This is a genomic window from Streptomyces sp. SD31, from assembly GCF_052068475.1.
Lineage (GTDB): Bacteria > Actinomycetota > Actinomycetes > Streptomycetales > Streptomycetaceae > Streptomyces.
The window spans coordinates 434,835-449,402 of sequence record NZ_JBQHCX010000001.1 but is presented as its reverse complement, the minus strand read 5'-3'; the positions used below and the strand labels follow the sequence as shown (position 1 = coordinate 449,402).

Annotated in this window: 9 protein-coding genes; 4 read left to right on the top strand and 5 right to left on the bottom strand. The window is 72.8% G+C overall.

Features of this window, described 5'->3' with window-relative positions:
• Positions 1-211: 211 nt before the first annotated feature.
• Entirely contained in the window at positions 212-352 is a 141-nt protein-coding gene (locus ACTMVF_RS01980) for a hypothetical protein (RefSeq protein ID WP_441269525.1), read from the bottom strand.
• A 356-nt stretch (positions 353-708) separates the two neighbouring features.
• Positions 709-4,476, bottom strand: a complete 3,768-nt coding sequence (locus tag ACTMVF_RS01975) for an nSTAND1 domain-containing NTPase (protein ID WP_441269188.1) — start codon at positions 4,474-4,476, stop codon at positions 709-711.
• A 424-nt stretch (positions 4,477-4,900) separates the two neighbouring features.
• On the opposite strand from ACTMVF_RS01975, the gene ACTMVF_RS01970 reads away from it, so the two are divergent.
• Together ACTMVF_RS01970 and ACTMVF_RS01965 are read left to right on the top strand one after the other, a co-directional pair.
• Positions 4,901-5,749 carry an NPP1 family protein gene (locus tag ACTMVF_RS01970; protein ID WP_441269187.1) on the top strand — a complete coding sequence of 283 codons (849 nt, stop codon included), beginning with the start codon at positions 4,901-4,903 and terminating at the stop codon, positions 5,747-5,749.
• Positions 5,750-6,013: 264 nt separating this feature from the next.
• The gene (locus tag ACTMVF_RS01965; protein ID WP_441269186.1) at positions 6,014-8,014 is read left to right on the top strand and encodes an Ig-like domain repeat protein; all 2,001 of its coding nucleotides are present in this window, start codon (positions 6,014-6,016) and stop codon (positions 8,012-8,014) included.
• Here ACTMVF_RS01965 and ACTMVF_RS01960 read toward each other — a convergent pair.
• Entirely contained in the window at positions 8,004-10,208 is a 2,205-nt protein-coding gene (locus ACTMVF_RS01960; protein ID WP_441269185.1) for a hypothetical protein, read from the bottom strand. The two genes, ACTMVF_RS01965 and ACTMVF_RS01960, sit on opposite strands and share 11 nt — an antisense overlap.
• Positions 10,209-10,278: 70 nt before the next feature.
• Positions 10,279-11,517, bottom strand: coding sequence for a PP2C family protein-serine/threonine phosphatase (locus ACTMVF_RS01955; protein WP_441269184.1), 1,239 nt, complete (start codon positions 11,515-11,517; stop codon positions 10,279-10,281).
• A gap of 123 nt (positions 11,518-11,640) precedes the next feature.
• Between ACTMVF_RS01955 and ACTMVF_RS01950 the strand changes: the two genes are divergently transcribed.
• Both ACTMVF_RS01950 and ACTMVF_RS01945 read left to right on the top strand, forming a co-directional pair.
• Positions 11,641-12,090, top strand: a complete 450-nt coding sequence (locus ACTMVF_RS01950) for a hypothetical protein (protein ID WP_441269183.1) — start codon at positions 11,641-11,643, stop codon at positions 12,088-12,090.
• Positions 12,091-12,359: 269 nt separating this feature from the next.
• Entirely contained in the window at positions 12,360-13,295 is a 936-nt protein-coding gene (locus ACTMVF_RS01945; protein ID WP_441269182.1) for a hypothetical protein, read from the top strand.
• Here ACTMVF_RS01945 and ACTMVF_RS01940 read toward each other — a convergent pair.
• Positions 13,210-14,532: a PLP-dependent aminotransferase family protein gene (locus tag ACTMVF_RS01940; protein ID WP_441269181.1), complete on the bottom strand. Its 1,323-nt coding sequence runs from the start codon at positions 14,530-14,532 to the stop codon at positions 13,210-13,212. The two genes, ACTMVF_RS01945 and ACTMVF_RS01940, sit on opposite strands and share 86 nt — an antisense overlap.
• Between the last annotated feature and the right edge of the window lie 36 nt (positions 14,533-14,568).

Below are 14,568 nucleotides of genomic sequence, written 5' to 3'. Positions count from 1 at the left end.
TTGCCGTTCGGGTCCGACAGCCCCTAGGTTAAACGGCGGATCAAACGCGATTAACCCATGGCTGTTGCGAGGTCGCCGTGCAGGAACGCACCAGCACCACCGAGCGTTATACCCGAGGTTTCGCGGCCGCCGTGGTCGCCGTGGCGACGTTGATTCTGGCGGCGAACGCGGGGCCGGCGCGGGCGGCGGGCCTTTCCGACGCGGAGCGGCCTCAGAACTCGGCGGTGTCCAGCTCGAAACCGAGGGGGGCGGGGAGCGGGACGGAGAGGCCGAGCTTGTACTTGGGGGTCTGGGTGTATTCGTCGCCGGACGGCTCGGAGTAGACGGTGACCTCCGCCTCTTCGCGGTCAATCAGCAGGTAGACGGGGATGCCGGCGCGGGCCTAGCCGTGGATCTTTTTGTCGCGGTCGCGGTCGGCGGTGCTCTTGGAGCCCCAGCCGGGGGTGGCCGCGTTGGCCGTGCCCGTGGAGAAGGGGATCAGGGCGAGCACGCCGAGGCGTCGGCCGCCACTCTTGATGGACTACATGTGGGGGGATCTTCCGGTTCGGTCGTGTCGGGCGCTGCCCTTCGCGGCCCTGATCGGGGCAGCCCGCCGCGGCGCGAGCGGAGGAGGTTGCCCGCGCCACGGCTGGAACGAGGCTGACAGGCCGGGGAATTGATTGGCAGCCCGTCTCATCAGGGCAATCAACCAATGGACAGCTCAGGGCGTCAGTCCCCGCACACCTTCCGGTATGCCGCGTCCGGCACATACGTCCGCCACTGCGCCCGCGTCAGCTGCTGCCCGCCCACCCGGGCGCACACCCGCTCGGCCACCCGCTCGGGGCCGACGACGTACCGCTGGAGCGGCACGTGGGTCCCCGCCGCGTACACCGTGCCGCTGTCCTCGCTGAACGCCACCGAGGCGATCTCCTCGCCCGGCGTCGGCAGGGGGTCGCCGAGCGGCTGCTGCGTGGCGACGTCCCACAGCTGGAGCGTGCCCGAGCTACCGCCCACGGCGAGCGTGCGGCCGTCGGGGCTGAGTGCCAGCGCGCTGACGCCCTCCGGGGTGTCGCCGAGCCGGGCCGGGAAGACGTTGCGCAGGACCCCGGCCTTGTGCCGCACGTCCCCGTCCCACAGCGCGACCCGTCCGGTCCCGTCGCCCACCGCCAGCCGTGAGCCGTCCGCGCTGAAGGTGATGGCGCCGATCTGGTCGCCCTGGACGAGGTCCTTTCCGGTCACCGACCCGTTCGGGAGGCGGGCGACGCGGTTGTCGCCGACCAGCAGTCCATCGTCGGGGCGGACGGCCAGGTTGCCGCTGTCCAGGCCGGTCACCACGGAACGGCGGCGGTGGCTCTCCGTGTCCCACACCTCGTCGCGCGATTCTCCGATAGCGGGCGTGCGCACGGCGTACAGCGTGCGGCCGCCGGAGCCCAGGGCGAGGTCGATGACCGCCCCGGCCGAGTCGGCGGTGGCCAGGTCCAGGGTGTCCCGGACCCTGTTGTGGCGCAGGTCCCAGATCGTGATCCGCTGTGGAGCCGCCTCTCGGCCCGGCGCCGAGACGCCGTAGGCGAGTAACCCGCCGTCCGGGCTGAACGCCGTCAGGGCCTGGGTGTCGCCGAGTATGACCTGGTCTGTGCCCTCCTGAGCGGCGGCCCCGTCTGTACCCGCCAGGGAGGCGGGCACCGGCGGCGACGGCAGCGTCCGTACGACATGGCCGTCGCGGGTGTCGCGCAGCTGGAAGCGGTAGCCGTCGTCCGTGACTTCGGCGGTGGCGAGGGCGCGGCCGTCCGGGGCGAGGCGGACGGCGGACAGGGCACTGTCGTCGTCGTGCCAGGCCGGCGTCACCGCCGTCGCCACGTCGAGCGAGTGGACCGTACCGGCCTCCAGGTAGCGAAGGACGGGGTGTTCGGGGTCCCAGGCGAGGCCGCCGTACGCGTACTGGTTGTTGAGGGAATGCCGGTAGACCGGGGCATCGGGGTACGCCAGCCGCCACACCTTGATCTCCGTACCGTCGGCCGCCGCCAGGAACTTGCCGTCCCTGCTGAAGGAGGTGTACTCGACGCCCGGGGCCGTGAGATCGGCCAGCAGCCGCCCGGAGCCGGTGTCCCAGACGCGGATGCCGGACGCGGAGACGGCGGCCATCCGCTGCCCGGCGCCCATGATCAGCGACGAGTCGTTGTCGGCGCAGACGTTCTGGTCCTGCGTCCACTCGCCGGGCAGCGGCCGGTCGCGGGCGGTGTCCCACACCTGTGGTGGCTTTGCGCCCTGGCCGCCCGTGGGGCAGATGGCGACCGTGCGGGCGTCGGGGGCCATGTCCGTGCGGTCGGCCGCCGGGCCCTCGAACATCGACTTGCCGTCGGTGACGGAGCGCACGCGGGCCCGTTCGCCTTCGGGGCCGGTCACCAGATAGGCGTGGTCCCCGATGACGACGTCGGAGAGCAGCGGCCACGGTCCACCGCCGGTCCAGCGTCCTGTGGCCGTGTCCCACAGCCGGATGCCGTCCGCTCCGCTCACCGCCACGACCTTGGCATCCGGAGAGACCGCCACCACCTCGTAGTCGTCGACCGGCAGCCGGCCCGAGCCGGTGCGGCGGTGCGTGGCCACGTCATAGGTCCGCCAGGTGCGGTCCTCGATGTTCAGCAGCGTGCGGCCGGAGGCGGTGAGGTAGCGGAAAGGGGTCTCGCCGGGGGCGGGGTCGGAGAAGATGTCCTGTTCGGGCTGGGCGAGGGCGCCGAGCAGGGCCCGGCGGGACTCGGGGAGCGGGGAGACGCGCCAGGCGGCGACGCCCAGCAGCATCGCGGCGCGCGGGTCGGTGGTGCGCAGCGAGTCGGCGACGGCGGCGATGCGGCGGGCGGCGGTGTCGGTGCGCTGCCGCTCGTTGTCGCGGTGCTGGCTCCACGCGGCCAGGCTCACCACGAGCGCCACCGCCAGGACGGCGGACAGGGCGGTGACCAGTGCCCGGGATCTTCGGGCGGTCCGCGCGGCGGCCCGCTGCTCGGCCTCCCGGGCCTCCAGCGCGGCGACGAGGAATCCCCGCTCCGACACGGTGAGCGTGCCGTCGTCGTCCCCGAACAGCTCCTCGGCCCGCGCCAGCGTGCCGCCCCGGTACAGCCCGCCCGGGTCGCGATCGTGCTCCAGCCAGGCGCGGGCGGCCTCGGTCAGGCGCCGGTGGTGGCGCAGCCGTTCGCGGTCCTCGTCCAGCCAGCCGGACAGGCGCGGCCAGCAGGTGATCAGGGCCTCGTGGGCGAGCTGGACGCCGTCCTCGTCGGCGGTGAGCAGGCGGGCGCGGGCCAGCCGCTCGACCACCTCCGGCACGCCGGGACCGGTCCACTCCGCCAGGTCGGCGCGGGTCAGCGGACGCCGGGTGTCGGGGGTGCCCTGGCCCGGCTCGACCAGCCGCAGCAGCAACCGGCGGGCCGTGCGCGCCTGGTCCTCGGTCAGCTGCTCGTACACCTCCTCCGCCGTCGCCGCGATCGCGCCGCGCACCCCGCCGGCCGCCTGGTACGCGGCCAGGGTGAGCACCCGGCCCTTGCGCCGCAGCCAGGTCTCCAACAGCGCGTGCGAGAGCATGGGCAGTCCGCCGGGCTGGTCGACGACCTCGCCGACGATCCGCGCCGCCAGCTCCCGCTCCACCAGCAGCCCGGCGGCCTGCGCCGGCTTGGTCACCGCCTCGCGCAGCTCGTCCGCCGTCATCGGCCCGAGCAGCAGCCCGGCGCCGGAGACCGCGTCGGCCAGGCCCCGGTGCTCGGAGCAGCGGGCGTAGAAGTCGGCCCGTACGCTGACCAGGACCCGCAGCCTGCTGCCCGGGGACCGGGCGGCGAGCAGCAGGTCGATGAAGCGGGCCCGTTCCTCGCGGTCCCGGCACAGGGTGAAGGCCTCCTCGAACTGGTCGACCACGACCCAGCTCTCCGGCTCGTCCTCGGCGGGGGTCAGCAGGTGTCCGTACGTCTCGGCCGGCCGCGCTCCCGGGGTGAGCACCCGCAGCACCGCCGGCCGGATCCCACGGGCCATCTCCTCGCGCAGGGCGGGGATCAGCCCGGCCCGCAGCAGCGAGGACTTGCCGCTGCCGGACGCCCCGAACAGCACCGCGAACCGGTGGTCGCACACCAGCCGGTGCAGCTCCTCGACCATCCGGTCCCGGCCGAAGAAGAGGTGCCGGTCGCCGGGCTCGAAGCGGGCCAGGCCCCGGTACGGCGGTGCGGTGTCCGCCGACTCCTGGCGCACCGCCTCGGCGACCTCCGCGTCCGCCTCCTTCCAGCGGGCCTCCCACTCCGCGGGGTCGCCGCCGCAGGCCTTCACGTAGCCCTGGACGACGGCGAGGGACGGCAGCCGTTCGCCGGCCGCGGCCTGGGACAGCGTTGTCGCGGAGAAACCGGCCGCCTCGGCCATGCGCCGGTACGAGGGGGTGCCCGCGGCCTTGCGCACCTCGCGGAGATCGTGGGCGAGCCGGGCTATGGGACCGGCTTCCGGGTCCAGGGGTCTTTCAGGGCGACCCATGCGCACGTACCTCCACACAGCCGACGAAACCGACGTCAGAGCGGTGACCATACGTCGCGGAACCTTTCGCCCGAGCACGCCCTCGGCGACGTGCAGGCAAACGAAAGGCAACAAGACGCGCATCACCGGACAACTCACCACTGATCATGGAATTTGATTGTCCTGACAAAGGAGACGAGTCAATCAATTCTCCGGTTCCAGGAGTCGGTCGCGGAGGTCGGATGTCGCGCGGCGGCCGTAGAACGCGAGGTGAACGGCACAGAAACGAGTCAGCGGCGGTCATGACGCCCGGGCGAACAGCCCTCCAAAAACGCCGCGCGGAATTGATTTCCCTGGTCAGAAGGCCTGCCGAACAACTTTCCGCTCTCCAGTCTCGATCTCGCACCGCCGGATTCCCGGCAGACCGAGCATGGAGGAGACCCTCGTGTCGCAGGCAGTCAAGACCAAGGGCAAGACCAAGAGGACGTCCCGCCTGGGCAAGGCCGCCCTCGTCCTGGGCAGCGTCGCCGCGCTGACCGTCGGCGTGGCCGGCAGCGCCAACGCCGCCCTGCTGAAGCCCTTCGGCTACATGGGCGACGGCGCCGTGAAGCAGGAGATGTTCCAGCCGTTCTTCGACTACGACGCGGACGGCTGCTACCCCGCGGCCGCCGTCGACGCGAGCGGCAGGCTCAACGGCGGCCTCCACAACAGCGGGTCGCTCGGCGGCGGATGCAAGAGCAACCACCTCGGCCAGGCCAACACCTACTCGCGGTCCAAGTGCGACAAGGGCTCCGGCTGGTGCGGCATCGTCTACACCCTGTACTTCGAGAAGGACCAGGGCGTCGCCGGCGCCGTCGACAAGTTCGGGCACCGGCACGACTTCGAGGCCACCGTGGTCTGGTACCACGGCAATGACCAGTGGCCCAGCTACGTGTCCGTCTCCGCCCACGGCAACTACACCACCAAGCGGTTCAACGACGTGGAGCGGGAGGGCAAGCGCTTCAAGGCCGTCTACCACAAGGACGGAAGCCTCCCGCGCGGCCCCTTCGGAACACACTCCTTCCGCTTCGCCAAGGCGGGAGAGCGGGCGGAGGCGTGGGGCAACGGGAGCTGGGACCGTCCGGCCCTGGTCCCCTACGACACCCTGTGGAGCAAGAACCGGACGGCCTGGAACGCGCTGGCGGGCTCCAGCTGGGACCATGCCAACTTCCCCCTGCAGGACAAGGACGACCACTTCCGCGGCACCCTGAACGCGGCCAAGCCGTCCGGCATCAGCTTCAACGCCTGGAGCTGACACCCGGCGCCCACAGCCGCCCCCGGCGGGGACACTCCCCCCCTGTCCCGCCGGGGGCTTCCCCATGCCCACCGGCTCATTCACACCGGCTCGTTCACACCCGGCTCTTACACACGGCTTAACCCTGCTGTCAGTGCGATGACCTAGCCTGCGATCGCTTACTGGCTGCGGTACACGCGCGCCCTGCTGCCGCGTCCGCTCTCATCGCTTCTTTCGCTTCTTTCGCTTCTTTCGCTTCTTTCGTTCCGGGGGGTTCGAAAAACCGTGCGCAGACGCACTCTTCCGACTACCGCGACGGCACTCGCGGTCCTCTTCAGCTCGGTCGCCCTGGTCGCGACCGGCGCCGGGTCGGCCGCCGCCGACTCCAGCACGTCCCTGCCCCTGAAGTCGACCGGCGACGTCGTCGTCGACGGGGCCCACCAGCGGGTCTTCATCAGCGACCCGACCGCCGGCCAGGTCCTGGTCACCGACTACGCCGGCACGGTCGTCGGGACCGTCGGCTCACTGCCCGGCGTCCACGGCCTGGAGCTGTCGCCCGACTCGGGCACCCTGTACGCGGCCGTCGCGGACGCCGACGCGGTCGTGGCGATCGACACGGCCACCGCGACGGAGGCCCACCGCTACGCCACCGGCACGGCCGGCCCCGAGTACGTGGCCCTCACCGGCGGCAAGCTCTGGTTCAGCTACGGCGCCGGGGGCGACGGCAACATCGGCTCGCTCGACCTGAGCGGCACCGACCCGGTCGTCACCCTGGGCCAGGACACGAGCCGCACCTTCTACGACGCCCCGATCCTGGACGCCTCCGCGGGCGCCCCGGGCACACTGGTCGCGGGTGCGCCGAGCCAGAGCCCGGTCGTCCTCGCCGTGTACGACGTCTCCTCGGGCACCGCGAGCCGGACGGCGTACGCCTTCGACCCGGGCAACACCGGCGGCGGCAACCTCGCCGACCTCGCGGTCACGCCGGACGGCAAGGACGTCATCACGGCCAGCGGGGCCCCGTACTACCAGGCGGCCTACAAGCTCTCCGACCTCTCGGCGGACGGCAAGTACGTCACCAACACCTACCCGAACGCGGTCGACATCGCCCCGAACGGCGACGTCGCGGCGGGCACCTTCTCCTGGTACGACCCGGACGTGCACGTCTTCAAGCAGGGTGTGTCGACCCCGCTGAAGCAGTACGACTTCCCCAACACCGGCACCAGCAGCGGCGCCGACACCCTCGCCGCGCGCGGCCTGGCCTGGGCGCCGGACGAGAGCAAGCTGTTCGCGGTGTCGAAGAACGACAGCGACGCGTACTCGCTGCGCGTCTTCGACGCCCCGACGAAGGCGTCCACCACCCTCACGGCCGACGCCCCCGCCACGGCGACCCGCGCCAAGCCCCTGACCGTGACCGGCACGCTGAGTTCCCCGGTGGCGTTCCCGGCGGGCACGACGCTCTCGGTCACCCGCACGGACGACGAGTCGCCCGCCGGCAAGTCCCTCGGCACGGCGACCGTCGCCGCGGACGGCTCGTACTCCTTCACGGACACCCCGCCGGCCGGTGGCAAGGTGACCTACACCGTGACCTACGCGGGCGACGCCGACCACGCGGGCGCCACGGCCGCCGACTCGGTGACCGTCGCCAAAACGGCGACCACGCTGACGCTGAACAACAACCTCAAGGTGTACGGCTACGGCAGCAATGTCAGCTTCACCGCGCACCTCGGCACCACGTACAAGAACCGCACCGTGGAGATCTGGGCCGATCCCTACGGCTCCGACAAGCCCAACACGCTGGTCAGGAAGGGCACGGTCGACTCGGCGGGCAACCTGACGGCGACCGTCCACCTCACCCGGGACACCAAGGTCAGCGCCAGGTTCACGGGGGACACGCGCTACTCCGCGAAGACGACGACCAACACCGTCTACACCAAGGTGGCGATCTCGACCTCGCTGACCGGGGCCTACAAGACGGCCACCGCCTGGAACGCGAAGTACTACTACTTCCGCCAGTCCAAGGACCCCGTCTACAACACGACGATGACGATGTACCCGGGCCGCAAGTACCAGTTCCAGATCCAGCAGTTCTACAGCGGAGCCTGGCACACGACGACCACCGAGTACTTCGGGCTGGACAGCTACGGCAAGGACTCCGTCCTCCTGGACGACAACCCGCCCACGGGCGTCCGCTTCCGGCTCCGCTCCTCCTACATCGACACGACGTCGGGCGACAACGTCAACGCGACGACGTACGGCGGCTGGAAGTACTTCACCTTCACCCGCTGACCTGCAACTGCCGCAGCCGCTGATGGACGTTCTCCAGAGCACCCCGTCGGCGGCCCGGCACCCGGCCCCTCAACTCCGCGAGGGCGGACCCCAGTTCGCGTACCGCGGCCGTTTCATGGATCTGCCCCCACTGATGATGGGCCCGATCCACCGCGGCCTCCACGGCGGGCGCGTCCGGGGCCTGCCCCGCGGAGAGCCGCGCCGACGCGACCGTCAGCCAGGTCCGGCAACTACGCACCGAGTCCCCCGCCAGCATCGCCAGATCCGCCCGGACCTCGATCCAGTGCAGGGCCTCTTCCGAGTACGGCCCATGACTACGCACAGCAACCTGCTCATGATGCGCAGCCAACGCATCAGCCTCCCCGGCCCGCCCCGCCTCGACAGCAGCAGCGATGTCGCCGTGCGGGTCACTCGGCAGGGGGGTGTGGGCGGGGGCCCACGCGGGGCTGGGGGCGAAAGCGAGGGTGGGGTTGGGGGCGGGGGTTGGCGTGGGGTTGGGGGCGGGGATTGGCGTGGGGTTGAGGGCTGCGGCCGGCATGGGGTTGGGGGCCACGGCCGGCATGGGGCTGGGCGCGGAAGCCGATGCGGGGCTGGGCGCGGAAGTCGGCATGGGGCCGGGCGCGGCGGTCGGCATGGGACTCGACGCGGAAGCCGCTGCGGGGCTGTGGGCAGGGATCTGCGGGGGACTCTGCGCCGGGATCGGCGGGAGGTTCTGCGCGGAACTGGGCGCAGAAGCCGGCGCGGGGCTCGACACGGAAGCCGCCGCGGGAGCCGGGGCCGAGCCTGGCAAAGAAGCCGACGCGGAAGCCGCCGCGGGAGCCGGGGCGGAGCCTGGCGCGGAAGCCCCCACGGAAGTCTGCACCGCGTTCAGCGCAGAATCCGGGGCGGAGCCCGGCGCAGGATCCGGGGCGGGACTCGACCCGCTAGCCGCCACGGAAGGGGACACCACATTCGGCACAGAAGCCGAGGTAGAGCCGTGGGCAGACGCCTGCGGGAGGCTCTGCCCCGCGACTGACGGGAGACTCTGCGCGGGACTCGACGCGGAACTGTGCGCGGAACTGGGCGCGGAAGCCGACGCGGCACTCGGCGCGGAAGCCGACGCGGGACTCGGCACAGAAGCCGACGCGGGGCTCGACACGGGGCTCGGCGCAGAAGCCGACGTGGAGCTCGGCGTGGAGGTCGGTCCCGAAGGCGATGCAGGGCTGTGGGCAGGGGCCTGCCCTGGCATCGGCGGGAGGTTCTGCTCGGTGCTCGACGCAGGGCCCGGTGCGGGACTCTGCGCAGGCGTCGGCGGGGGATTCCGGGCGGGACCCGGCAGGGGGGCCGATGCAGGGCTCTGCGCGCCACCCGGCACCGGCACCGGCACCGGCACCGGCACCGGCACGGAACTCTGGCCGGCACCCGGCACCGGCATCCGCACCGAACTCTGCCCAGCACCCGCCACCGCCACCGGCACCAGTACCGGCACCGAACTCTGCGCAGCACCCGGCACCGGCGGGGAGCTGTGCGCGGCATTCGGTGCAGGGGTCGCTGCTCGGGTCGGTGTAGGGAACTGGGTCGGGCCCTGGGCGGTCAGGATGATGTCGGTGCCCGGGCCGGAGTCGGGGGCGATTCGGGACAGGGCCTGCTGGTGCAGTTGGTCGAGGGGTGGGCGGTGGCCGCTGCGCAGGAGGGTGGCGACGGCCTTCATGTAGGCCGGCGTCGCCACCGTGCGGCGGTTCGGCGGGGGCGCGATGCGGCCGTACACCGTGTTGTTGCGGCCCGAGTCGAGGGGGTGGGCGAGGAGCCACTCCCAGGCCTCGGCGTCGGCGTGCAGGTCGAGGAGGAGGGTGGTCGAGCCCGGTGCGCGCAGGCGCAGTTCCTCGCGGAACCAGTGCCAGGGGAAGCCGGTGTAGCGGACGGTCGCGGGCGTCGTACGGGCCAGCGCGAGGTGGGGCAGGTGCTGGCGGCGGTCCAGTTGCAGCTGGCCGGTGACGAAGACGGTGAGCGGGGCGGGTGCGGCCGCGGCGGCGCGCAGGCGGGTGAGGACGGCCTGCGGTTCCAGCGGGTCGGCGAGCTCGACGACGTTCGCCGTGTCCGTGCCGGACAGCACGGTGGGCGGGACCGCGGCGAGGACGGGGAGCACGGAGGCGGCGTCCACCAGACAGCCCTTGGCCGCCGGTGCGGCGGCCAGCAGCAGCACGGTTCCGGGCATCGGTCCCTCCCCATCCCCCGTCGATCACGTACGGCAGCACCGTAACCGCTGCGGCTGCGAACGGGGGATCTCAGGACCGCAAACGTCCATTTCCGTCCCCATTCCCCCGCATCCCGTTCCCTCGCATCCCGTTCCGCCGCATCCCGTTCCCCCGCGCCCCGTCCCCCCGCCGCACCGCGAACACGGTCGTGTCGTCGTCCAGATGCCCCCCGCAATGCCGCAGCGTGCGCTCTCGCACGAAGGCGACCAGGCGCCCCGGCTGCGCGAGCCCCGGGTCGGCCGCGACGGCGGCGGCGACCTCGTCGGCGAGCGGGTAGAAGACGCCGTCCCCGTCCCGGGCCTCGGTCACGCCGTCCGTGGTCAGCAGCAGCGTCTCGCCGGGAGCCAGGGGCACCCGCAGCACCGGCGGCGGCCCGTCCGCGGGGACGAGTCCGCCGTAGCCGAGGGGAAGGCCGCGGCCGGGCGGCAGGGACCGTACGCCGTCGGGGCAGACCACGAGCGGGGTCTCGTGGCCGAGGACGACGGCGTCCACGGCGTCCCGCCGCTCCTCGGGGAAGCCGAGCAGGACGGCGGTGGCGAAACGGTCGCCCTCCTCCTTGCCGAGCGCCATGCGCATCCAGATGTGCCGCTGCATGCGCAGCTCCAGACACACGGCGACCGTCGTCAGATCCGGCTCGTGGTACGCGGCCTCACGAAACGTTCCGAGCAGCGCGGCCGCCGCCTCCACCGCGCCGAGCCCCTTGCCCTGCACGTCGCCGAGGATGACGCGGGTCCCGTGCAGGCCGATCTGGATGTCGTAGAAGTCGCCGCCGACCTTGGCCTCGCTGTCGGCCGCGAGATACACCGCCGCGTGCTCGAGGCCGCCCCAGCCCGCCGGCAGCGGACGCAGCACGGTACGGCGGATCGTCTCGGCGACGTCCTGCATGTGCAGCATGCGCTGCTCGCCGCGGACCCGGATCGCGCAGGCCAGTGTGGCGAGGACGCCGCCGATGCCGGCGAGGACGAGGTCGGGCAGGCCGGCCTGGTACTCGTGCGGCAGGGCGGCGTCCGCGGCGACATACGTGGCGGGCGCGAGCACCGCGAACACGGCCGTCCCCCACAACCCGCAGATCGCGGCGGCGATACCGGGCACCAGCACGATCCAGGACAGGATCCGGAAGTCGCTGCTGGTCTCGAAGTCGACCGCCACGATGCCGACGAGCAACAGCAACGGCGGCACCCAGGCGACGCTGCGGCCGCGCACGCGCAGCAGCTGCGACCGACGCGCCTCGCCCTGCGGGCCGGCTCCACCGTCGCTTACGGCCCTCATGGGCTTCAGCGAAACACGGCGTTCGGCCAGCCGCATCCGGGTAGCCGGGCTCCCCACGACTTGCCGAACGGCCGCCCTCAGGTGTGCCCTGGATGGCGGGGGCGAGGAGAGAGGAGTGCTCTCATGGCTCATGCGGCACCCGCACCCGGCAGGAGGACCTCGAGGACGGGCACGAGCGGCCTGCCCGACATCTTCAGCGCGCGGACGCACCGCGTCGCGAGCATCGCCGCACCGATCGTCCTCGGGCTCGTCTACGGCTACTGGGCCGCGGCGAACCGGCGCTCCGGAGGGGAGATCACCGGCTGGAACCTCCTCTTCGGCTTCGTCACCGCGGCCGCCTTCATGGTGCTGTACGTCGCCGTGCGCTGGGTCGCCGAACGCTCGATCCGCGAGGTGCACGCGATCCTGTGGGCCGCCTTCGCAGCCGGCGCGTTCGGGTTCCTGTACAGCCAGACCGACAAGACCGTCCTCAAGTCCGCGCTCCTGGGGCTGGTGATCGGCGCGGCCTTCTTCGCCGTGCTGTTCTACCGCTACTACACGCACGAGGACGCCCAGGGCCGCCGTATCGACTGACGGACGCGCAGGACATACGCGGCTGACGGACGCGCAGGACATGCGCGGCCGACGCACGCACAGATCGGCCCCGGCCGCACTGGCCGGGGCCGACCCGTTCCCCTTCATCCACCCACGGAACCGGGAGCGTCCTCGCACTCCTCGCGCTCCTGGCTCCTCTGATCCATGAGACACCCGTTCGGGTGAACCCTCCACCGGAGAGCGGAACAGTGCCGCCGTATGCAGGCACGCGGCTGGCCCGCCCGCCCGGATGGCCCTTGCCTGAAGAGGTGCCCACCCGTCTCACCGGTCTCATCCGTCTGCGGAACGCCCTGTCGGCAGCGCTGATCGCCCTGTCGTGCCTCCTCGTGCCGTTCGGCGTCCTGGCGGCCTGGGTGACGTACGGGCTGGCCGACACCGGCCGGTACGTCACCGCGATGGCGCCGCTCGCCGCGGATCCGGCGGTGCAGGGCGCGGTCGCGGACACCGTCGGGGCCGGGATCACGCAGGAGGTCGACCGCAGGCTGGCCGAGTCCCCCGGCTCGCCCGAGCTGCGCACCATGCGGCCCTTCGTGCACGACGCGGTGCGCTCGTTCACCCGGACCGAGGCCTTCCGCACGGCGTGGGACGCGGGCAACAGGGCGGTCCACGACGCCGTACTGAGCGCCCTGCGGGACGGGCACGACCGCACGGTCACGGTCGACGTCGCCCCCATCACCGCCCAGGTCAAGCACCAGCTCATCGACGACCACGTCTCGTTGGCGCACCGCATCCCGGTCGAGCACGCCGAGGTCCCCGTGCTGCCGGCCCACCAACTGGACCGGCTCCGAAAGGGGTACGCCGTGCTCGAAGTCGCCGGTTTCTGGCTGCCCGTCTCCGCCGTCGTGCTCGCCGCGACCGGCATCGCCGTCGCCGTCCGCCGGCGCCGCGCGGTCACGGCGACCGCGCTGGGCGCGGCCCTCGGCGGCGCGTTCCTGGCGCTGGCGGTGGCGCTCGGGCGCCGGTTCACGCTGGCCGACCTGCCCGAGGCGGCCCACCGCCCGGCCGCGGGCGCGGTCTACGACGCCCTGACGCAGACCCTGCGCACGGTGTCCTGGCTGCTGATCGCCCTCGGCCTGACGGTGGCCCTGGTCTGTCGGCTCACGGAGTACCTCGCGCGACGCCGGCGAGCGTCCGCAGCGCCCGCCGCAGATCCGGCTCGGGAACCGACGCGAGCCCGAGCCTGACGGCGTCAGGGGTGCGGTTCGGGTCGACGACGAAGGCGGGGCCCGGCGTCACCGCGATGCCGTGCGCGGCCGCGGCGGCCGTGAAGGTGTCCGCACGCCACGGGGCGGGCAGCTCCCACCAGGCGAAATAGGCGCGCGGATCGGACCGTACGGCGAATCCCCGCAGTTCCTCGCCGACGATCCGCTGTCTGCGCGCCGCGTCCGCCCGCTTCGCCGCGACCAGCCGCTGAACCGTCCCGTCCCCGATCCACCGCGTGGCCGCCTCCACCGCGAACCGCCCCGCACTCCACCCACCGGACCGTACGGCCGCCGCCACCGCTCCGAGGCGCGCCTCGGGTACGACGACGAAGCCGACGGTGAGGCCGGGGGCGACGCGCTTGGAGAGGCCGTCGACGACATGGGTGAGGTCCGGCGCGTGCGCGGCGAGGGGGTCGTCGTCGGTGAGGAAGGACCAGATGCGGTCCTCGACGACGGGAATGTCCAGGGCGCGGACGGCGGCGGCGAGTTGGCGGAGCCGCTCCCCGCTCACCGTCACGGACGTCGGATTGTGCAGCGTCGGCTGGAGGTAGAGCGCGGACAGCGGGGCACTGCGGTGCAGGGCGGCGACGGACTCCGGGCACACCCCGCCCTCGTCCGCCGCCAGCGGGACCAGGATGATGCCGAGCCGGGCGGCGATCTCCTTGACCAGGGGATACGTCAGCGGCTCGACACCGAGGCGCCCGCCGGGCCGGACCAGGCAGGCGAGGGTGGCGGCGATGGCCTGGCGGGCGTTGCCGGTGAGGAGGATCCGGTCGGGGGCGGGGCGCCAGGCCGGGGTGGCGAGCAGGGCGGCCGCGGCCTCTCTGGCCGCGGGTGTGCCGTCGGCGGCGGCCGGGCGCAGGGCCTCGGTCAGGACGTCGGGGCGCTGGAGCGGGGCGAGGGCCGGGGCGAGAAGCTCCGACTGGCCGGGTGCGGAGGGGTAGTTGAGCTCCAGGTTGACCGGCGCCTCGGTGGCTCCGCTCTCGACGAGCGCCCGCCCGGTGGCCGCCGGGGCGGCCCGCACGAAGGTGCCGCGGCCGACCTCGCCGACGACCAGCCCCCGCCGGACGAGTTCGGCGTACACCCGCCCCGCCGTCGACCCGGCGATCCCGCGCCGCCGCGCGAACACCCGCTGCGGAGGCAGTCGTTGACCCGGCTCGAGGCGTCCGGCGGCGATGTCGTCGGCTATGCGGTCGGCGAGGCGCCGGTAGTCGTCCATGAGCCATCCCCCTGACACCCTGACATTGCACCGAGG

Bases quoted from the DNA above. Each gene is read 5' to 3' on its own strand.
- ACTMVF_RS01950 (WP_441269183.1), top strand. From the start codon at position 11,641: ATGGCTCATGCGGCACCCGCACCCGGCAGGAGGACCTCGAGGACGGGC.
- ACTMVF_RS01955 (WP_441269184.1), bottom strand. From the start codon at position 11,517: ATGAGGGCCGTAAGCGACGGTGGAGCCGGCCCGCAGGGCGAGGCGCGT.
- ACTMVF_RS01975 (WP_441269188.1), bottom strand. From the start codon at position 4,476: ATGGGTCGCCCTGAAAGACCCCTGGACCCGGAAGCCGGTCCCATAGCC.
- ACTMVF_RS01940 (WP_441269181.1), bottom strand. From the start codon at position 14,532: ATGGACGACTACCGGCGCCTCGCCGACCGCATAGCCGACGACATCGCC.
- ACTMVF_RS01960 (WP_441269185.1), bottom strand. From the start codon at position 10,208: ATGCCCGGAACCGTGCTGCTGCTGGCCGCCGCACCGGCGGCCAAGGGC.